Consider the following 20,964-nt stretch of genomic DNA (forward strand, 5'->3'; position numbering starts at 1 on the left):
GATGAAAATACAACCTGATGAAATTAGTAGAATAATCAAAGAAAAGATAGAGAAATATAATTATAAGGTCGATATAGACGAAGTCGGCAGAGTTATCGAAGTTGGTGATGGCATTGCTCGTGTGTATGGTCTACAGGATATCATGGCTTCTGAGCTCGTTCTTTTTAATAATGAAATATACGGCATGGCATTGAACCTCGAAGAGGATAATATCGGATGTATTATTCTTGGGGAAAGTGAATCCATCAAAGAAGGCGATATTGTTAAAAGAACAAAGAAGATCGTTCAGGTTCCTGTTGGTGAAGCTATGTTGGGACGTGTGGTCAATCCTCTTGGAATACCTCTTGATGGTAAAGAACCGATAGAGTCAAAATTAAGCTTGCCGATCGAAAGAAAAGCTCTTGGTGTTGTAGCACGACAACCGGTGATCGAACCCCTTCAGTCCGGCTTAAAAGCAATTGACTCGATGATCCCTATTGGAAGAGGGCAGAGAGAACTCATTATTGGCGACCGCCAGACAGGAAAGACAGCACTCGCAGTCGATACGATCATCAACCAGAAAGATACTGATGTATATTGTATCTATGTGGCAATCGGCCAGAAAAGATCCTCGGTTGCAAAAGTCGTTGAAGCATTGCGCGAGCGCGGAGCTCTCGATTATACGATCATTGTATCTGCCACAGCATCAGATCCTGCAGCAATTCAATATATCGCGCCTTATTCAGGTGTAACAATGGGAGAATATTTCCGTGACAGGGGAAAACATGTCCTCGTTATCTATGATGATCTCTCAAAGCACGCTGTTGCATATCGACAGATTTCGCTTCTCTTGAGAAGACCTCCGGGTAGAGAAGCGTATCCCGGCGATGTGTTCTATCTGCATTCAAGACTTCTCGAAAGAGCTTCAAAGCTGGAAGAAGTCTATATCATTATTCCTAAAGAAAAAGAGCATGCAAAAGAGGGAGTGAATAAAAAAGAATATCGTAAGCATATCAAATCAAGTGCTAAAGAGCTTGAAAAAGACCTTAAGGAACTCGGTGTTGAAAAATGTAAACCGTATAAACTTCCCGAAACCGGTGGTTCACTTACAGCACTTCCCATCATCGAAACCCAGGCAAGCGATATATCAGCTTATATTCCTACAAACGTGATCTCAATCACAGACGGACAGATATATCTTGAATCAAAGCTCTTCTTCTCCGGTGTACGACCGGCCATCAATGCCGGACTCTCGGTATCCCGTGTTGGCGGTAAAGCACAGATCAAGGCAATGAGACAGGTGGCAGGACGTCTTCGTATCGAGCTTGCACAGTTCAGAGAACTCGAAGCGTTTGCGAAATTCGGTGCAGAACTCGATAAGGATACACAGGATCAGCTTAACCGTGGATATCGATATGTTGAGATCCTCAAGCAGGGACAGTACAAACCCATACCTGTTGCAAAGCAGATCGCTATCATCTTCATGGGTTATGAAGGATATCTCGATGACCTTCCCGTTGATATTATTCAGGATGTTCAGGCAGAGCTTTTTGAAGTACTCGATAAAGATTATAAGAAACTGCAAGAGAAATTGATTGAGCCGAAAGGTGTGACTGAAGAAATCGAAAAACAGCTGCATGAAGTTTCGAAAAAGGTAAAATCCGTTTTTGAACACCAAGTCATTGTCGAGGAAGTTGAAGAGGAAGCATAAACGGTAGATCATGGCAAGTCTTAAAGAGCTGAAAGAAAGAATAGAATCGGTCATAAGCACTAGGCAGGTAACCAGTGCGATGAAGATGGTCTCTGCCGCGAAGTTACAGAAAGCACAGCAGCTTATTCTGAATGCTCGCCCCTATTCCGACGAACTCAATCTTTTCCTGCGGTCGCTTGCTACACGCAACCGACGTCAGCTTCATCCTCTTCTCCATGAGATCGATGAAGAAGATGTTAAGAATATTGGGCTGATCGTTGTAACTGCCGATAAGGGATTGTGCGGGGCGTTCAATATGAACATCATCAAAACAGCTGAGGAATATCTTACACATCACAAAAGCAAGAACATCGATCTAATCTGTGTCGGGAAAAAGGGATTGGACTATTTCCAGCGCCTGAAAGTTAAGATCGAAGCATCATACATCGAGCTATTCAATAAGCTGGAATTTGAAAACAGCATGGATATTATGAATCTCGTAACTGAGAGATTTATTTCAAAGAACTATGATAAAATCGTGATTATATATAATGAATTCAAGTCTGCAATTCAGCAGAATATCGTAACCAAGCAGCTTCTTCCAATACTAGAGCTGGAAGAGGTCAAAGAAGATAAATATGCAGCATATCTATTCGAGCCATCCCCAGAGGAATTGCTGGATGATCTCATTAGGGAGCATCTCGATATTCAAATCTGGAGAGTCCTCCTTGAGTCATCATCAGCAGAACAGGGAGCGCGAATGGCTGCTATGGATGCTGCAACAGACAATGCAGATGAGATGATAAAAGATTTGACGCTGGAGTATCATCACATGCGTCAAAGCAAGATAACGACAGAAATTATAGAGGTATGTTCCGGTGCAGAAGGATTACAATAAAAAAAGCACAGGAGGAGTTTTGAAAAAAGGAAAAATAGTACAGATCATCGGTCCGGTGGTCGACGTCGAATTTTCGGAAGAAGACCTTCCTGAGATTTATACGGCACTCCATGTTGAGCGTAAAGATAAGAGTGTTCTCGTGCTCGAAGTGCAGCAGCATCTTGGAGAAGGTAGGGTTCGTGCAATTGCCATGGATACCACAGATGGATTGAAACGTGGTGATGAAGTTATCAATACAGGAAAACCGATCTCTGTTCCCGTTGGCGAAACTACACTTGGACGTCTTATCAACATCGTCGGTGAACCAATCGATAATTTAGGTGAGATAAAAACAAAAAAATATTACCCGATCCATAGAGAAACTCCTACCTACACCCAACTCGATATCAAAGATGAAATTTTGGAAACAGGCATCAAGGTGATAGACTTGCTCTGTCCTTATTCAAAGGGTGGAAAGATCGGACTTTTTGGTGGTGCCGGTGTTGGAAAAACCGTACTTATCCAGGAATTAATCAGGAATATCGCAACAGAGCATGGCGGATATTCTGTGTTCGCTGGAGTTGGTGAACGAACCCGTGAAGGTAATGACCTGTGGCTTGAGATGAAAGAATCCGGCGTGATCGATAAAACTGCTATGGTATTCGGTCAGATGAACGAACCTCCCGGAGCGCGACTCCGTGTCGGGCTTGCCGGACTTGCTGTTGCTGAATATTTCAGAGATGAAGCTCATAAAGATGTTCTCTTATTTATTGATAATATATTCAGGTTCACCCAGGCAGGTTCAGAAGTTTCTGCACTCCTAGGGAGAATGCCTTCCGCAGTTGGATACCAGCCGACACTTGCAACTGAAATGGGTGAATTGCAGGAAAGAATTACTTCGACAAAAGATGGTTCGATCACCTCAGTTCAGGCGATCTATGTGCCAGCTGACGACCTGACAGATCCTGCTCCTGCTACAGCATTTGCACATCTCGATGCAACGACAGTGCTTTCCCGAAAAATCGTGGAGCTTGGTATTTATCCTGCTGTGGATCCACTCGATTCAAATTCTCGAATTCTCGATCCTCGTATTATCGGAACAGAACATTACACTGTTGCCAGAGAAGTACAAAAAGTACTCCAGAAATACCGCGAATTACAGGACATCATAGCAATCCTCGGTATGGAAGAGCTTTCAGAAGAAGATAAACTTGCAGTGAACAGAGCTCGCAGAATTCAGCGCTTCCTTTCTCAGCCCTTCCACGTTGCAGAAGAATTCACAAACTACAAAGGTCAATATGTAAAACTGGAAGATACAATTACAGGCTTCAAGAAGATCCTTTCGGGCGAATGCGATAAAATACCTGAACGTGCATTTTTAATGGCAGGCACGATCGAGGAAGTTGAAGAGCGATTCAAGAAGATGAAATCCGGAAAAACGGAAGACATTATTGAAGAAGAGATTTCTGAAGAAAAAAATTCAAAAAAAGAGAAATCTAAAGATAAGTCAGAAAAAAAGAAAACTAAGAAATCCTCATAATGGCAGATAATTCAACTTTGATCCATATAAAGATCATTACACCAAAAGGTGTTTTTTTCGAAGATGATGTCAGCGAGATCGTTGCACCTGGCACCGAAGGAGATTTCGGCGTGCAGTTAGGACATACTCCCTTTATCTCATCCGTTCGACCTGGCATCTTAAAGATATATAAAAATGATAAACCCGACATCTATACTCTTATGAATGGTTTCGTGATGGTTGATGTTGATAAAATCAGGATCTTTACAGAGATCATTGAGCATCCTGAGGAGATCGATCTTAAACGAGCTGAGAAAGCAAAAGCAAGAGCTGAAAAAAGATTGCAGGAAAAGAAGGAAGAAACGGATCTTCGTCGTGCTGAAGCTGCATTGAGAAGAGCTGTAGCTCGAATTAGCCTGCATGACACAGGATTCCATTAATTGATTTCTTTGACGGAGAATAAAACGATAGCTATATATGCATATATAGCTATTTTTTTATAGGCGGAACAGGTGAAAGGTGTATTGAAAACAGGATTATTACTTCTGTTTGTTTTATGTGTTATTGTAATTGATACGAGCGCAGAGATAACAGATGATTCGCCCTTTCTTAAACATAAAGTGAAATACGGGGAAAATCTTTTTAAAATTGCGAGACACTACATCGACCAATCGCCAACAATGTTTCTCAATGAATTCGTAGAACAAATAAAAGACGCGAATGGTATTTCGGATTCGAACATCATCCATATCGGTCAGATACTTTTAATACCTATACAGGAAACCGAGATACTGAAAGGGGAGGTATTGCATCATGATTCGCTGTGCGGCATTTACCTGAACACCTATTCGCTTACCGAGAAGAATCTTAAACATATCCTTAATCAGTACGATTCTATGAGATGCAATGCGCTGGTGGTTGATTTTTCAAATGTTACAGGTACACTTTTCTATCTATCGCAGAACAGAATTGCACAAGAAAATCATCTTACCATACCTATCATCAGCAATCCTGCGAAACTTGCAGACCTTCTCCATACACATGACATTGAACTCATCGCGCGGCTCACCATGTTCAAAGATACGACCTTAGCATACAGCTACCCACAGTGGAGACCGGTCATTATTCCTGATTCAACGGACACACTTTTATCTGATAGAAAATTTGAGGAACACTGGCTCAATCCGTATAATAAAGAAGTCCAAAAATACAAGCTTGATATTATCAAAGAGGTTATTTCTCTTGGTGTTGATGAGATACAACTCGATTATGTGCGCTTCCCAACAGAAGGGCACCTGCTCGATGCCGATTTCGGGATCCCGGATTCCCTGACAAAATCCGATGTCATTACAGATTTTATACGGCATGTATCAGAAATAACTCATGAAGCAGGAGTAACGCTCAGCGCTGATATCTTCGGCATTGTTGCACTCCAGCATCCGGAAGATGTTCAAAACACAGGACAGGATATCAGGGAGATTATGCCGTATATGGACCGCATTCACCCGATGATCTATCCCTCGCATTTCTATGGTGAATTCTGGGGCAAAGCATATCCAGGTAAAGAACCATATTATTTCATCTATAGAATGTGCAGCGTTCTACAGGAAGAAATTGAGAACGACAAAAAGATCATACCCTATCTGGAATCTTTCTCTCTATACAATAATACCGTTGATTCATACACTATTTCAGTGCAGATACAGGCTGTCATAGATTCTGGATTACGTTCAGGTTATCTTTTCTGGAATGCCGGAAGGAATTATGATGCAACGTGGGAAGCGCTGGAAGAATTTAGGAAGTGAACATTCATTTATCTTGACCTGTAACAGATAAAAATTTTCATTCATATCATGAAATTAGCACACAAACCAATCTTGATGTTACTTTGCCCGATAATTATCCTGGTAGCACTTCTTTCATGTGCTACTCAGCATGGTTACCAGAACCGAACATCAAATGGAAAATATATCGATGTCTTTCCTCTATCCGAAAATGCCACACAGTACTTTGTTCATCCTATAGAATGGAAGATCAAGGAGATGAGCATCGGGATCGATTTCACAATACGCACACACAGGGCACCTCAGCCGAACGACCCTGTTACATTTTGCTACACACTCGTTAAAGAAACCCCTTTCCTGACCGATCCATTTATTTCCTTTATCATCGATGACACCACAGCAGTTACCCCTTCGATGATAGAATCTCTCGCAACAGATGATAATAGTAGATATGTACGTTATTCGAGCCAGATCGTCTATTACGACTTTTTAAAGATGCTTTGGGCAAAACGCATCGATATGATCATCCTCGTTGGAATGGATGACTTACGCATCAAGATGCCAAAAGAATTTTTCAAGGCAGCCAAAGAATTGCAGCAAATGCTTCAAACAAAGATGTAAGATATAATGAAGAACGTTTTTAGTATTCTGATTTTCATGGCAGCAGGTCTTCTCGCGGGGTTCATTGTCAGCAAGCTTTTGCTTGGACCAGATTGGCAAGATGCCTTTGCCAGTCCTGCAGTTATTGGCGCTGTGATCGGAACAGCGATCGGTTTGCAAAGGAACAGGAAGAAAAAGAAATAGGATTAACAAGTAAATTCATTTATGAGATAAATCTGATTATTATAATTATCAAATTTTCTTGACGAACGAATATACTTTTCAGCGATAATTCAGACCATTAATATTCATTAAGGAGACCATGGAAGAGCAGTCTCATGAAACTCAGCTGGCAACATTAACCCTCATTGCAGACAAAAAATATCTCCCCCTTGCTATGAACTTTATCGAAGACATTACCGTTGTGGTTGGTTTGGAGAAGTCCGAAGCGCACAAACTGCAGCTTATTGTGGAAGAAGCAAGCATGAATGTTATCGAACATGCATTTGATGAAGATGAGGTCGGATCATTCGATATTGTTATCATGCGACAGCCCGGGCAGCTCAAAATAACGATCAGAGACAGGGGGCTTCCCTTCGACTTTAGCAAGGTACATCCAGGTGAAAGCTCTGGACTCGGCATGGTTCTTATGAAGGCATTAGCTGACGAAGTACATTTCGTGAACCTCGGCAGAGATGGAAAAGAAGTAGTATTTATAAAGAACTTACCGTATAAAAGTATCGCTGAGATCGATCAGGAAAAAGAACCGGTAGTTGAAGAGCCGGCAGAAATGCAGGATGTTGAACTTACCTATCGCCTGATGACTGAGAAAGACGCTGTGCAGATGGCACGATGCATGTATCGGTCATATGGTTATTCATATGGAAATGACTTTGTCTATTATCCTGAGAAAGTTCAGGAGCTCATAAAAGGGAAGCTCCTTCATTCATGCGTGGTGATAAGTCCTGAAGGAGAACTTGTCGGGCATCTTGCCATGATGCTGGATATCCCCGATGCAAAGGTTGGAGAAACCGGCATGGCTGTTGTGGATCCCCGGTATCGTGGACATGGTATCTTCAAAAAAACCAAACTATTCTTGATAGATTATGCCAAGCAGAAAGGCATGTCCGGAATTTACAGCGAAGCAGTTGCAGTACATCCATACACGCAAAAAGGGAATATCTCTCTAGGAGCACACGAAACTGGATTTCTTATCGGTTTTACGCCCTCCACAATGTTCTTTAAGAAAATTGAAAAACAGCAACGGACGAAACGTCAAACAACCGTGCTTTTCTACCTTCCGTTGAAAGATGAAGAAAAGTCCATTTATCCGCCCTTTCACCATAAAGCAATGATTCAAAGAATTTATGAAGTCGGGGGATTGAAAAGAAGATCCGAACGTGCTACAGCAAAAGATATAAAAGGTACAATTGTGGAAAAATCCCAGGTTGATCTGAAGGTATTCCCGGAACCCGGGCGAGCATTTATGCGAGTGTCTCAATATGGTGAGGATATTGTTGAGCTTATCCTATTCAGATTACGCGAGATCTGCCTTCAGAAGATTGACTGTATTTATATCGATCTGTCGCTGAGCCATCCCATGACCCAGAAGATATGTGCTCCCCTTGAGATGAAGGGATTCTTCTTCGCAGGAATTATTCCCGAAATGTTTGACGGCGATGTCCTCAGATTGCAATATCTCAACAATGTGGATATCGACTTCGAAAAAGTAACGGTTGTCTCTGATTTTGGGAAAGAGCTGTTCGACTATGTGGTCAGAGCCCACGAGCGGGAATTGTCAGTATAATTTTTTCGTTAAAACGTAAGAAGGAGTTACTATGCTAAAAGAGAACCTTATCGATTATATTGAGAAAGGAATAAAAGAGAACTGGAATCTGCAGGCGTTCACAAATTATGGTGGAGACACGCTGAACTTTGGTCAGGTAGCGAAGGAGATACTGAAACTTCATCATATTTTTAAAGCACTGGAAGTAAAATCAGGTGCAAAGATCGCTGTGCTAGGAAAGAACTCAACGAACTGGGCGATCACCTACCTTGCTGCGGTTTCATACGGCGCAGTTATTGTGCCCATTCTTCCTGATTTTAAGGCTGATGATATTCATCACATCCTCAATCACTCTGATTCTGAGTTACTTTTTATTGGAGATGGTCTTTTTGAAAACATCGATGAAAACAACATCCCCAAGATCAATGCAATATTCGATCTAAAGGATTTCTCCCTACTCTACAAAAAGAGTAAATCAATCAAAGAAGCAATAAAAAAAGCATCATCAGAATGGGACAAGGATTTATCCCTCGATCTAACCACGAGCTCATTCACCTTTAAAAAAATAAAGAATGACAAACTCGCAGCAATCGTCTATACATCCGGCACCACAGGTTTTTCAAAAGGTGTGATGCTTTCACATAACAGCTTGATCGGAAATATTGTCTATGCACACGAGCATATGCCGCTAAAAGCAGGTGAAAGAATATTATCCTTCCTTCCCCTTGCTCATGCCTATGGATGTGCGTTTGAATTTCTCTTTCCCTTTACGCTCGGATGCCACATTACTTTTCTCACAAAACTTCCGTCACCGAAAATAATATTAAAGGCATTCTCACAGGTCCAACCCCATCTTATTCTTTCAGTTCCGCTTATCATTGAGAAGATTTACCGAAAACAGGTCAAGCCCGTTCTGGATAAAGGAAGTATGAAAGTAATTATGGCTTTACCCGGCCTGAAATCGGTTATAAAAAACAAGATCAAGCAAAAACTTGTTGCAGCATTCGGCGGAAATTTCTACGAACTTGTAGTTGGCGGCGCTGCTTTGAATGAAGAAGCTGAAGCATTCTTCCAGAGTATCAAATTCCCGATTACGATCGGGTATGGCATGACAGAATGCGGACCGCTTATCAGTTACGCGAGTTGGGATAAGCATAAAGCTGCTTCTTGCGGGCAGACTATAAATTTCCTCGAAGCAAAGATCGATTCCGAAGATCAGCAGAATATCGTTGGTGAGATAATGGTTCGAGGTGAAGTGGTCATGGACGGATATTATAAAAATGAAGAAGCTACAAATGCAGCGATAGACAGCGATGGCTGGCTCCATACAGGCGATCTTGGACTCATCGATGAAGATGGTTTTATCTTCATTAAAGGTAGAAGAAAAAGCATGATCTTGAGTTCATCCGGGCAGAATATCTATCCCGAAGAGCTGGAAGCTAAGATCAATAATATGCCCTATATTCAGGAATCACTGGTTATCGACAAGAACGGAAAACTCGTTGCACTTGTATATGCTGATTTTGAAAAGATCGATGCAGAGAAGATGTCAGAAACTCAAATAGAAGATATCATGGAGCAGAACAGGAAGGACATCAATCAAATACTGCCGTCATACAGTTTTATCTCAAAGTTCGAGTTATATCCCGAAGAATTCGAGAAGACACCCACCAAAAAGATCAAGCGTTTCCTCTATTCGATACAGTAAGAAATAAATCCAATAGTAGTACTATATGGATCATGCTTTTCTGCTTAAGCTTCTCCTGAGTTTTTTTCTTGGGGGAGTCTGGATAACGATCTCAACGATCATTGCAGAAAAACTCGGATCAAAACTAGGGGGTGTCATTGCAGGACTGCCGAGTACGATCATCATTTCTCTTTTCTTTATCGGTTGGACACAATCTCCAAACGTTGCATATCAAGCGACAACGGTTATTCCCTTAGTGATGGGAGTTAATGCATTTTTCGTAGTCGTGTATGCACTTCTCAGAAAAAGAGGTTTCTTTATTGCACTTGGCGGTGCACTCCTTTTTTGGGGAGTTACGTCAGCCATTCTTGCGACACTGAAATTCGACAGCTTCTTGATTTCCATGATCGGTTTTCTTGTGTTGGTCATTCTCTCTTATCACATTATGGAAAAGTGGAATTCTTTTCCTTCCGAACCAAAAAAATTTACTAAATACTCACTGCATTTACTCCTGATACGAGGAATTCTTAGCGGCTCGATCATAGCTTTTGCAGTTCTTATGGCAAAAATTGCAGGACCGCTTATCGGGGGCATGTTCTCTGTTTTCCCTGCGGTAATGCTCTCAACTTTGATCATTACGTATTTTGCACACGGAGCAAGTTTTTCGATCGCCGTTCTTAAAATACTGACAGTGAGTGGACCAGTGAATGTCGTGACCTATGCTGTTGCAGTTCGTTATCTTTATGGAAGTCTTGGTTTACTTTGGGGAACGCTGGTCTCATTTATAATATCTATGATAGGTTCTTTTTTTGTGTATCAATTTGTAAAAAGAAAAATGATCTAATGTGTAAGGAGTATCATGGAAAATAAAGCAAAAAACAGTAATGGTTCTTATCTTGGTTTCTGGGCTATTGTAGCAATCGGTGTGGGAGGTATGGTTGGAGGAGGAATATTTGCAGTACTTGGTCTGGCAGTTCAACTTGCACATGGCGGAACGCCGGTTGCATTCGGACTCGCCGGACTCGTTGCACTTGTCACGACCTATTCATATTCAAAACTATCTGTGACCTATCCCAGCGAAGGCGGAACTGTAGAGTTCATCAACCAGGCATTCAAGCCGGGATTTTTTACCGGCGGTATGAATGTGCTTTTGTGGATTAGTTATGTGGTTATGCTTTCATTGTATTCCTATGCTTTTGGAAGCTATGCCAGCACCTTTTTCCCGGAAGCGATCCAGACACTGATGAAGCATGTGTGTATCTCCGGCGTGATTGTGATTTTCATGTTTCTTAATGTGATCGGATCAAAAGCAGTAGGACGTGCCGAGACATGGATCGTAGGTATAAAAATAGTCATACTCCTGTTTTTTACGGTCATGGGTTTCTCAACGATCAAAGCGGCAAATTTTATGCCTTCACAATGGGTCAGCACTATACCGCTCATTGCTGGCGGCATGATCATCTTTGTGGCGTATGAAGGTTTTGAGCTCATCGCAAACACTGCGAACCAGGTCAAGCACAGGGCAAAAACAATTCCGCGTGCCTATTTTACCGCAGTTATTTTTGTTATTATACTCTACATTGTTATTGGAATGATCACAGTGGGGAATATCACGAACCTTGCTGAAGTTGCAAAATATAGAGATTACATTCTTGCTGAAGTTGCAAAACCATTCCTCGGACAATTTGGTTTTGTTCTCATCACGATTGCTGCACTGCTTGCTACTGCCTCTGCCGTGAATGCAACACTCTATGGCTCATCCCGTGTGAGTTATATAATTGCAAAAGATGGAGAGCTTCCCAACGTACTTGAAAAGAAAGTATGGGGAAAGCAGAACATGGAAGGACTGTTTATTACTGCCGGAGTCACACTGCTGGTTGCAAACTTCTTCGACCTTTCGAGCATATCTACGATGGGAAGTGCAGGATTCCTTTTGATCTTTGCGTTTGTGAATATCTCAAATGTAATGCTGGCAAAAAGTACTAACAGCAAGAAGTTCATCTCGCTTATTGGAGCAATTGTGTGCTTTATTGCGCTCTTTGCCCTAGTGTGGCAAACAGCAATAACCATGCCGTCCAATATCTGGGTGCTGGTCATCATGCTTGGCTTGTCATTCCTGATCGAGTTTGTATATAAAAGTATTACAGGTAAGAGTATCAAAACAGTGCTTGACCCTAATCTTAAGGAGAATCAGACGAAGAATCTGGATTAGGTTCTAATATGAAATCAAGAAAGGAGAATCTCTTATTGAAATTAATAAATTGTAAGAAGCGTAGAAAGGCTTTATGGGTTATTCTACCCTTTGCTGTAGTTATTTTTTTACATGCTAATCTCAGTGGACAAGAGATTAAAACAAGTGGTGATTTTGAATACACATTTATAAACAACGATCTAACAATAACAGATTACTTAGGTGAAGTAAAGGAACTTATAATTCCGGATTCAATTGACGGCTTTCCTGTGACAGCAATTGGCGATACAGCTTTTACTGATAATAACCTATATAGTGTGACCATTCCAAGCTCAGTAAAAACGATTGGTGAGGAAGCCTTTTATAATAACTCTTTATCCAGCGTGTTCATTCCAAACTCAGTAACGGTAATAAGTGATGGAGCTTTTGATTATAATTGTCTCGACAGCGTTAATATTCCGCAGTCCGTGAAAGTAATAGGAAAAGAAGCTTTTTGTGATAATTTACTTGAAAGCGTGATTATTCCTGATTCTGTAATAGAAATTGGTGAGAATGCATTTTCGTGGAATGACATAGACTATCTAATTTTACCTTTACCTAAAAAGGATGGATATAGGTTTCTATATTGGCAAGATTCTGATGGAGCAGAGTATCCTGCTGATACAGAAATTTACCATCTTGGAATGGGATATAAAGCAATTTTCGAGCCGCTTGAAAGGGAATAAAATTCTTGGCAGATTTTTGCGATGTGCTCAATCGTCTTAAAACTGGAGAAGTAATGTGAATAAGGTTTGTTTAGTCTTTATTATTTTCATGATGTCTCTTTCTTTACAGGGTGAAGAAGAAAAGAATTCGGAATTTGCTATATTCCCGCAATTTGCATATTCTCAGGAAACCGGTTTCTGGGGCGGATTGATAACCTATTATCGTTATGGTCTCAATAAATTTCCTGACCTGAAAAATCATTTGGATTTCATGGCAATGTATACAGAGAAAAATCAGCTCAAACTCAGATTTTTCCCAAAATTCAATTTCCCTATTTCAAAGTCAGAGATCAATCTTGATGCAACATTCATGAAATGGCCCAGCGAATTCTATGGAGTAAATAATACAGACCCGCAAGCTGAAATGTATGAATTCACACCTGAAATTTTCGAGTTTCAGCTGGACTGGGAATATAATCTCAGGAGCAGGTGGGCTTTGCATTTCTATTCCGATCAAGTTCATAGTGTCATCACCCAAAGGGAAAATGCTGCAATTATGAAAAATGTTCCGGGAAATGAGAGTTATTTACTTTCCGGGATCGGGGCAGGCATAAGCTATGACAGCAGGGACAGCGAAGATTTCACCAGCAAAGGATTATATGCGAATGTTAAGATCGAATCCTACTGCTCGTGGCTGGGAAGTTATTACGATTATGAAAAAGTAACACTCGATCTGCGTGAATTTATCAGCATCAACCAAAACCATGTATTCGCTTTTCAGCAGTATGTCTCGTTCCGGTCTGGGCAATCACCGTTTTATCGTCTTTTCAAACTGGGAGAATATGTGCGCGCATATAAAGATGAGCTTTTCTTAAATAAAAACGGCATAGCTTTTCGCGCAGAATACCGCTTTTTCCCGTTTAAAGGAAAGATAGGTAAACGAATCGGGTTTGCTCTGTTCTTCGACACAGGGCAGGGAATGCAAAGTGTAAAGGATGTGAATATAGCTGATTTTCGATGCAGTGTGGGAGCTGGGATCAGGATCAGCATTTTTACTGATGATCGTTTTAACCTGCGGTTTGATTATGGAAGGTGCAACGCAAATAGTGCTGTAGATATCAGTGGCGGGGAGACTTTTTAAGAAAAATATTTTCATTTCTAATTGAGTTCGTATATAAAAGCATTACAGGCAAGGATTTCAAGAGAATACTCGATCCCAACTTAAAGGAGAACCAGGCAAAGGATCTGGATTAAAATAGCACTATATATTGAACCGAATTCAGATAGTAATGTTCTGAACTCGGCTTAATTTTTTAATTCATTTTTCTTAATATCAAAAATAGTAGTTTACTATCATTCTGATAAAATACTGGTGGTTGATAAATTGTTGTCATGTATCCGTCTTTCAATACTCTGTGATCACTTCCGCCCGTATCCATAATTTCAAGTAATCCGTAATAGTAAGCAATATGAGTTTTATTGCCCGACAATCTCGGTTTCTCTCCGGGAGCAAGTTCCATCAGATCTCCATTTTCATAATTCAATTTGTATAGGTTATAGCTATCAGTGAATATTATACTATTTTCTTCTTCTATCGCTATAAACTTCTGAAGTATTGTTATTATGTCATTATATAAATTTGTATTATTTAATCCATCAAGATTTATTGAATATATACCTCTAATTGAATCCGAGCCCGATACATAGTATAATATTTTATTATTTGATAATATTGGAATTGCATAGTACATATCATTAGCCTGTTCTTCAATTATACACGTTTTAACTGAATAATCATAAGACATCATATTTATAGATGAATCAATCCATGGATTAACGTGCACAGTATCTGGACGAATCCATGAGCAATAGGTTATATGAATTCCATCATTTGAAAAGCAACAATATCTTTCCTCAATATCAGGTGTATCAGTAACTTGCGTGAACTCATCATTATTATAATCATACGCAAATATATCATCAGCATAACACCAAATTATCCTAAACCCTTCTGGAGTTTCAGCCCATGAAAGGTTAATGCCAAATTTGATGGAATCCGGGCATTGTGAATACAGATGATAGTTTGAGCCATCGAGATCAGCAGAGTAAAGGGCATCTGATTTGAAAATAAGAATTTTACTATTATCTGGTGGAACCACATATAGACTGAAATCCTCAGCTTTCATAAGATATTGGAAGTTTTGCCCGGTTGTATCAATTGTACAGAGGTATGCATACTCGATTACCCAGTCCTCGTGAAATATGTCACAACTCATTATCATAAGAATTGTTAAAATAGCAATCAAAATATTACCCCATACATTCATACAACCTTTGTCTTCTTTTCGTTTCATGGTTACCTCGGGTTGAAAAGAAAACATGATGAAATATTTGTAAAGAAAATTATTCCCCTCTATCAAGAGGGGTGGTCCCGATGCAATCGGTATCGGGGTGTGTTATTCGTTGTCTATTTATGGAGTAAATCGACTATGCCGATTTAACATTGACGAAGTCAATTTAGTCCAAATGAACTCAATGTCATCAGTCAGTATTTTCCTATTTATTGTTTTCACAATACCCCAGCACTTCACCAATTGTATATAACGAGCCGCACACGCAGATGAGATCATTTTTATGTGCGATTGCTTTTGCGTGTTCAAACGCGGAAATGCTATCCGGCCTGGCATGATAGTCTTTTCCAGTTCGTTTTACTTCTTTTTCCAGTATTTCGACAGGAGCTGCACGGTGAGATTGTGATTTGCTTATCACAAAGACATCGGCTACTTCGGCAAGTGTTTGGATCATCTTATGAATATTCTTATCATAGAGAATTCCGATCACCGCAATAAGCCGATCATAGGAATAGATTGTTTTGAGATTATGCACAAGCTGCTTCATGCCTGCAGGATTGTGTGCACCATCAAGAATTATTGTTGGATTATTCCCTACTTTTTGCAGGCGTCCGTTCCACACAACAGAAGCAAGCGCATGTTTGGTTTTTTCTTCATCAAGTACAAATCCATAATATTTCGCTAGCACCGCACACACAAGAACTCCAAGCGCAGTATTCCCAACCTGGTGTTTCCCGGCAAGGTTGCAGTGAATTCCTTTGAAGTTAACATCATAAGCCGTAATTGAGATTTCATAATAAACTCCGTCTTCATCGTATCGCTCGTTGGAAAGGGTAACGACCTTATCGTATTCGACGACCGGGCAGGAGAGTTCATTTGCTTTTCTGAGTATTACTTTTCTTGCTGAAGGACGTGTTGTGCCAAGAACAAGTGGAATGCCCTTTTTAAGAATGCCTGCTTTCTCACCAGCTATTTTTGGCAGGGTCTTACCCAAGGATTTAGTATGATCATATTCGATATTCGTAATGACCGTGATAACAGCATTCAGCAGTACGCTGGCATCGAGTCGACCGCCGAGACCAACTTCCATGATGGAGAAATCAACTCCTTTATTAAAAAAAAGTTCAAACGCAATCGCAGTTGAAATCTCAAAATAGGTCGTATCGAATGTATCATGTGCTGCTTTTCTTGTAAAGTAGAGATTGAGAAGTTCTTCGGGTTCGACTTCCTGTTTGTTGATTCTGAACCGTTCTTTGTAATCAACAAGATGGGGAGAGGTGTTCAGCCCGACCGAGAAATCGTGGGCGTGCAGGATCGACTCGATTGCAGCGCACGTAGAACCTTTGCCGTTCGTTCCGGCAACATGAATACACTGTAATTTTTTTTCAGGATTATCGATGGCATCAAGAAATTTCCTGATCCTCGTAAGCTCTATCTTACGATCGGTAGCAGTCTTTGCGAATATCTCTTCTAAAAATTCTGTATAGTTCATCTCATCTCAATAAAATCATTTTATGAAATGCAGTTTCTACTCCATTAGCGATTATTTTGTAAAGATAAACACCATTGGGAACTTTTTTACCATGATTGTCTTCGCCGTTCCAAGTCACTTGGCAAAAGTATGAATGTGATGAAGAGTTATAAGAAATTTCTAAATCCGATCCGCCAGCTGACGGACTAATTCCTAATTGCTCTATCATTTGTCCTTTAATATTGTAAATTTCTATTGAAGATAATTCGTGTGAATTAGTGGTTAAAGAAAACGATAATTTTGTCGAGTTCGAGAAGGGATTCGGATAATTGCATGCAGTTATTTCTTCTTGCGGTGGCACATCTACACCAACACCCGGATAGTAGAATCCAGCATCTTGGGGATTAACACCGACAGTGAGTGTATTAAGAAGCTCTTCAGATTCTGAATAGATATACAATCGTCCATTATTGATCCAATCCATTGAGTCACCGAGATATAATGTGCCGTCTTCATCAATTTTTATAAAACTTCCGCCACTTGCCCAGAGTTCTGATGATGAATGTATGATGGACAGATCAAGAGAATTGTATGCCATATACCCAAGCCCGAAGCCATCGGCAAGATAAGCGGTACCATTTGGATGTATAGCGATCTTGGTTGGCGAACCTCCAATATCAAGGACAGTTATGTCATAATAATTGTTCGTGTTTATTACATAAATTTTACCCCAAACAGCAGGGCTTGTGTAGCCGTAATTACCTGTACATACAACATGTAAACGACCGAGTGCATCCACTGCTCCAAACTGAGGATTATTACCAACAGGGATCGTGTTCGTTACGATTTCAGAATTGATATCTATAACTGAAACAGTTCCAGTACTTGAGCCATAAGATGAATTCATGACATATAAATTTTCATTGAAAAGGATCATACCCTCAGGCACTGAGCCAACAGAAATAGTATTTGAAACAATATTATTCACAAGATCGAGAACATAAACGCTATTGGTAAAAAGACCTGTTACATAAGCTTTTTGCCCATCTGGATGCAACTCCATCCAGTAAGGATTCGAACCGTTCGGACAGTTGATATAGCCGGTTGTGGAAACTGTTTCAAGATCGATTATTTGAATGTGATGAATACCCGAGTTAACGACATATGATCTGTCTTCTTGAACAACGATCTGGTTGGCATACTGACCGAGCTGGAGAATGTGATTTTCGAGTACTTCTGTTTCAGTATCGTATCGGGAGAGGGTTTCATCATTGCTGTTTACAATAAAAACGTCATGTGCACTAAGCCGGGTGAAGAGGAGGCAGAATACAAAGAATAATAGGAAATTTTTCATAGGAACCTTTCTATTTATATATGAGTTTGCAGGAGCACCCAAAACTTCTGCCGGGCGCAGGGATGTTCCTGGATGATTCATAGGATTCATCGAAGCAATTACGTATGCTGAAATGGGTTTGCAAAGTGAATTTCTTGGAAAGTGCTGCCTGGCAAGAGATTCCTGCATTGCAGACCGTGTAACCGTCAACGGTAACAGTATTGCTGAAATTGTCATATTGCCTGCCGAGATTGGTAATTGAAAGAGAGAGTTCGATAGGAAGAAGTGATACTTCTATTTCAGAGTTCAATTTGTGCAGAGGATTATGCGGGATATCCTTATTATAATGGTCACTGTTCGTGGTTTTATTTATAGGGAAAATTTTTGAGCCACTCATTGAAAGTGAAAGAAATTCAAATGGTTTCCAACCAACCGATCCAGAAAATCCGTACAAATCTGCATCGGCAAGATTTTCAGGTTTCCAGACCCCCATCGCGCTTCTGAACCAATATATCAGATCATCGATACGATTGTACGATCCGGTCATCTCAAAAGTAAATTTCTTTGATTTCCACCTTATGATTGTTTTACCGCCAAACGATCTCTCTGGTTTCAGGTCGGGATTTCCCTGCACGCGAGAATCTCCTTTCCAGAAAAGAGACGTGAATTCGGGCATTGTGTATGAATTTCCACCAGAAAGTGTCAGCTGGAATTCTTCAGGATTACGAGGTATTTCTATTGTTACATTAGAAGAGAGGAATGAATTTTCATTTATCAAAGTATCGAATCGTAATGATGGAATGACTGAAATGCTGCTACGCGAAAGAAGTATGGGTATCGAACTTTCATAAGATGCAAATATATTATTACGGGTTTTTAAAGATATGGTTTGGGAAGGATCAAGATTGTCGTGATAGGAATATGTTTCATGCCTGTATCCGGTTTTTAGTCGGGAGCTGCACGATCCGAGAAGATGATCCAGCTGCCATGCAGCATCAAAAATTGAAGAACTATTTTCTGAGTTATATGCAAAGAAGACGTTATCGATATCGTTAAGATATTGACTGTTTGCATGTTGATAGGAGAGCACAAAATCATGTTTAGTTTCATCAGATTCAATCTGGATACTTTCTTTCAAATTGATCCGTGAAGCTTGAGCTCGTGCATGTTTGTACCACATATAATCGGTCGACTGAGCGGGAATACCTCTCTCCGCCATATACCATTGGAATGCTAAGGTCGAAGATATGTTGTGTGAAAATAAAATCACATTTTTGGTCGAGAGAGAGCTTTCGGTGATATCATTATTAATGCGCCGAATATCCTTTTGCTCCTGCTCGTTGTAATAAAGAAAATTGTTAGACCCTTTATGCGCATAGAAATTAATACTGTTTAAAATTCTTTGGTTAGGGACACTGATATTAAGATTGGTTGAATAATTATCCCAACTGCCTGCAAAGATCGTGGTATCGTAAGAAAATTCTTTATTAGGATTCTTTGTCACAAAATTGATCGCTCCCCCCATTGCAGCATTTCCGGATACCGACGATGCATTACCCGAAAGCACTTCTATGTGATCGATCTGTTCGAGAGGAATAGTCCCAAGCGTATTCATCGTTGGATTATTTACCGTTACTCCATCGACCAAAAGAGCAACATGCCGCGATTTATACCCCATGATTCGTATCGATTTTTCGCCCATTGCATTTTCTTCAAGAATAATATCAGGATGTTGAGCAATCAATTCCTCGGTTTCCAAAACAGTGGTGCCTTTTGGAAGGATAACTGAGATATTGGATTGTGAAAGCGTCAGCACATTGTCTTTTTTACTCTTGACTGTCATACCTGGAATGATTATCGGTTCAGGTTCTAGTCCAATAATTGCATAACGAATTTTCGGTTCAAATATGTAATGTTTATTTCTATATCCAATACTTGATAGTGATAATTCCAATGATTCTTTATATGGATGTGGATCGATATTAAAACATCCCTCCTCATCGGTAAGAATTATCTCACCGGTTTTAATTATTTCAATGCACACATAGGGTATCGAGCTGTAGTCTTTTAAAGATATAATTCTCCCACCTATCTTGGAGCTTACCCTGCAGAAAACAATCGAAGGTATAATGAGAAAGAGAATTAGGCAGAGAAATTTACACTTTATCAGTCTCATGAGCATAATTGTAGAGTACATTTGGCTTGCCAGTAAAAGGATTTATCGTCACCTCGATTGGCACATGAAAAACAGTCTTAAGAATATCTTTCCTCAATATGTCTTCTGTTTTTCCGTATGCGATTATCCTTCCTTTATCGAGGATAAGGATCTTGTTACAGAATTCGGCAGCAAGGTTGATATTATGGGAGACTGCGAGGATCGTCTTTTTCTGAATTACATTTTGTTTTTTAAGAAGCGAGTATATGCCGATTTGGTGATGGATGTCGAGATGGGATGCCGGTTCGTCAAAAAGAAGAATGTCTGTATTCTGGTTGAGAGCTCTCGCTATCATAATAAGCTGGAATTCTCCTCCGCTTAATTCGCTGAGATATCTATCTGCGAGATGTTCAATGCCAAGTTCCTGTAGGATAGCTTCAGTTTGCGCAATATGTTCCTGTGTATAATTCTGCCAGAAACCAAGATAGGGATACTTTCCCATCAGAACAACATCCATGACCGTAAAATCAAATTCGAAATGAGGTTGCTGAACCACAACTGAGATCTGCTTTGCTCGTTCAAGATGAGAATATGCATGAAGTTGTTTGTTTTTAATAATAATTTTTCCCTTGTATGTATCTAAAAACCCGCACATGCATTTCAGGAGTGTTGATTTTCCTGCGCCATTCGGACCGATCACACCAATAAAATCATGAGCATCGACATCGAAGGAAATGCCCGTGAGAACTGGATTTTCCGTATATGCAAAAAATAAATCAGAAATAAGTATCATTTTTTTATTGACGTTAATATACTTGTTTTGTATGTTTTAATAAA

At 40.1% G+C, this 20,964-nt stretch carries 17 protein-coding genes and 1 pseudogene; 13 read left to right on the plus strand and 5 right to left on the minus strand.

The genetic code is table 11. From position 1 onward, the window contains the following. The first annotated feature begins 1 nt into the window (after position 1). The 13 genes and pseudogenes from JW794_05370 to JW794_05430 all read left to right on the plus strand — a co-directional run bounded on the left by JW794_05370 (position 2) and on the right by JW794_05430 (position 13,958). Complete coding sequence (locus JW794_05370) at positions 2–1,690, plus strand: F0F1 ATP synthase subunit alpha (GenBank protein ID MBN2017541.1); 1,689 nt, start codon at positions 2–4, stop codon at positions 1,688–1,690. Positions 1,691–1,700: 10 nt separating this feature from the next. Then, entirely contained in the window at positions 1,701–2,567 is an 867-nt protein-coding gene (gene atpG / locus JW794_05375) for an ATP synthase F1 subunit gamma (protein ID MBN2017542.1), read from the plus strand. Positions 2,568–2,586: 19 nt separating this feature from the next. Then, positions 2,587–4,086 (plus strand): F0F1 ATP synthase subunit beta, encoded by a 1,500-nt coding sequence (atpD, locus tag JW794_05380; protein MBN2017543.1) that lies wholly within the window; start codon positions 2,587–2,589, stop codon positions 4,084–4,086. Continuing rightward, complete coding sequence (locus JW794_05385; protein MBN2017544.1) at positions 4,086–4,505, plus strand: F0F1 ATP synthase subunit epsilon; 420 nt, start codon at positions 4,086–4,088, stop codon at positions 4,503–4,505. The genes atpD and JW794_05385 overlap by 1 nt, the downstream gene beginning before the upstream one ends. 153 nt (positions 4,506–4,658) lie before the next feature. Then, positions 4,659–5,870, plus strand: a pseudogene (locus JW794_05390) (LysM peptidoglycan-binding domain-containing protein). 393 nt (positions 5,871–6,263) lie between these two features. Continuing rightward, a complete protein-coding gene (locus JW794_05395) occupies positions 6,264–6,470 on the plus strand; it encodes a hypothetical protein (protein MBN2017545.1) in 207 nt (68 codons plus the stop codon). 6 nt (positions 6,471–6,476) lie between these two features. Next, complete coding sequence (locus JW794_05400; protein ID MBN2017546.1) at positions 6,477–6,653, plus strand: hypothetical protein; 177 nt, start codon at positions 6,477–6,479, stop codon at positions 6,651–6,653. Positions 6,654–6,771: 118 nt separating this feature from the next. Then, positions 6,772–8,256 (plus strand): GNAT family N-acetyltransferase, encoded by a 1,485-nt coding sequence (locus tag JW794_05405; GenBank protein ID MBN2017547.1) that lies wholly within the window; start codon positions 6,772–6,774, stop codon positions 8,254–8,256. Between the two features lie 31 nt (positions 8,257–8,287). After that, a complete protein-coding gene (locus JW794_05410) occupies positions 8,288–9,943 on the plus strand; it encodes an AMP-binding protein (GenBank protein ID MBN2017548.1) in 1,656 nt (551 codons plus the stop codon). 25 nt (positions 9,944–9,968) lie between these two features. Beyond that, positions 9,969–10,766, plus strand: coding sequence for a DUF3147 family protein (locus JW794_05415; GenBank protein ID MBN2017549.1), 798 nt, complete (start codon positions 9,969–9,971; stop codon positions 10,764–10,766). Positions 10,767–10,781: 15 nt separating this feature from the next. Further along, positions 10,782–12,134: an amino acid permease gene (locus tag JW794_05420; GenBank protein MBN2017550.1), complete on the plus strand. Its 1,353-nt coding sequence runs from the start codon at positions 10,782–10,784 to the stop codon at positions 12,132–12,134. Positions 12,135–12,142: 8 nt separating this feature from the next. Continuing rightward, positions 12,143–12,838, plus strand: a complete 696-nt coding sequence (locus tag JW794_05425) for a leucine-rich repeat domain-containing protein (protein MBN2017551.1) — start codon at positions 12,143–12,145, stop codon at positions 12,836–12,838. A gap of 55 nt (positions 12,839–12,893) precedes the next feature. Then, entirely contained in the window at positions 12,894–13,958 is a 1,065-nt protein-coding gene (locus JW794_05430; GenBank protein MBN2017552.1) for a BamA/TamA family outer membrane protein, read from the plus strand. Between the two features lie 172 nt (positions 13,959–14,130). Here the strand turns inward: JW794_05430 and JW794_05435 are convergent, their stop codons facing one another. The 5 genes from JW794_05435 to JW794_05455 form a co-directional block, all read right to left on the minus strand. Continuing rightward, positions 14,131–15,144, minus strand: coding sequence for a hypothetical protein (locus tag JW794_05435; GenBank protein MBN2017553.1), 1,014 nt, complete (start codon positions 15,142–15,144; stop codon positions 14,131–14,133). 229 nt (positions 15,145–15,373) lie between these two features. Continuing rightward, positions 15,374–16,660, minus strand: coding sequence for a bifunctional folylpolyglutamate synthase/dihydrofolate synthase (locus JW794_05440; GenBank protein MBN2017554.1), 1,287 nt, complete (start codon positions 16,658–16,660; stop codon positions 15,374–15,376). A gap of 1 nt (position 16,661) precedes the next feature. After that, positions 16,662–17,993: a T9SS type A sorting domain-containing protein gene (locus JW794_05445; GenBank protein ID MBN2017555.1), complete on the minus strand. Its 1,332-nt coding sequence runs from the start codon at positions 17,991–17,993 to the stop codon at positions 16,662–16,664. A 10-nt stretch (positions 17,994–18,003) separates the two neighbouring features. Then, positions 18,004–20,148 carry a TonB-dependent receptor gene (locus JW794_05450; protein ID MBN2017556.1) on the minus strand — a complete coding sequence of 715 codons (2,145 nt, stop codon included), beginning with the start codon at positions 20,146–20,148 and terminating at the stop codon, positions 18,004–18,006. Beyond that, positions 20,129–20,920: an ABC transporter ATP-binding protein gene (locus JW794_05455; GenBank protein MBN2017557.1), complete on the minus strand. Its 792-nt coding sequence runs from the start codon at positions 20,918–20,920 to the stop codon at positions 20,129–20,131. Before JW794_05455 ends, JW794_05450 begins: the two co-directional genes overlap by 20 nt. Positions 20,921–20,964: the final 44 nt, after the last annotated feature.

Source organism: Candidatus Cloacimonadota bacterium (assembly GCA_016932035.1).
Taxonomy (GTDB): domain Bacteria; phylum Cloacimonadota; class Cloacimonadia; order JGIOTU-2; family JGIOTU-2; genus Celaenobacter.

What these genes read in the sequence shown, in the direction of transcription:
- JW794_05370 (MBN2017541.1), top strand. Translation starts at nt 2, where the DNA reads ATGAAAATACAACCTGATGAAATTAGTAGAATAATCAAAGAAAAGATA.
- atpG (MBN2017542.1), top strand. Translation starts at nt 1,701, where the DNA reads ATGGCAAGTCTTAAAGAGCTGAAAGAAAGAATAGAATCGGTCATAAGC.
- JW794_05385 (MBN2017544.1), top strand. Translation starts at nt 4,086, where the DNA reads ATGGCAGATAATTCAACTTTGATCCATATAAAGATCATTACACCAAAA.
- JW794_05395 (MBN2017545.1), top strand. Translation starts at nt 6,264, where the DNA reads ATGATAGAATCTCTCGCAACAGATGATAATAGTAGATATGTACGTTAT.
- JW794_05400 (MBN2017546.1), top strand. Translation starts at nt 6,477, where the DNA reads ATGAAGAACGTTTTTAGTATTCTGATTTTCATGGCAGCAGGTCTTCTC.
- JW794_05405 (MBN2017547.1), top strand. Translation starts at nt 6,772, where the DNA reads ATGGAAGAGCAGTCTCATGAAACTCAGCTGGCAACATTAACCCTCATT.
- JW794_05410 (MBN2017548.1), top strand. Translation starts at nt 8,288, where the DNA reads ATGCTAAAAGAGAACCTTATCGATTATATTGAGAAAGGAATAAAAGAG.
- JW794_05415 (MBN2017549.1), top strand. Translation starts at nt 9,969, where the DNA reads ATGGATCATGCTTTTCTGCTTAAGCTTCTCCTGAGTTTTTTTCTTGGG.
- JW794_05420 (MBN2017550.1), top strand. Translation starts at nt 10,782, where the DNA reads ATGGAAAATAAAGCAAAAAACAGTAATGGTTCTTATCTTGGTTTCTGG.
- JW794_05425 (MBN2017551.1), top strand. Translation starts at nt 12,143, where the DNA reads ATGAAATCAAGAAAGGAGAATCTCTTATTGAAATTAATAAATTGTAAG.
- JW794_05435 (MBN2017553.1), bottom strand. Translation starts at nt 15,144, where the DNA reads ATGAATGTATGGGGTAATATTTTGATTGCTATTTTAACAATTCTTATG.
- JW794_05440 (MBN2017554.1), bottom strand. Translation starts at nt 16,660, where the DNA reads ATGAACTATACAGAATTTTTAGAAGAGATATTCGCAAAGACTGCTACC.
- JW794_05445 (MBN2017555.1), bottom strand. Translation starts at nt 17,993, where the DNA reads ATGAAAAATTTCCTATTATTCTTTGTATTCTGCCTCCTCTTCACCCGG.
- JW794_05450 (MBN2017556.1), bottom strand. Translation starts at nt 20,148, where the DNA reads ATGAGACTGATAAAGTGTAAATTTCTCTGCCTAATTCTCTTTCTCATT.
- JW794_05455 (MBN2017557.1), bottom strand. Translation starts at nt 20,920, where the DNA reads ATGATACTTATTTCTGATTTATTTTTTGCATATACGGAAAATCCAGTT.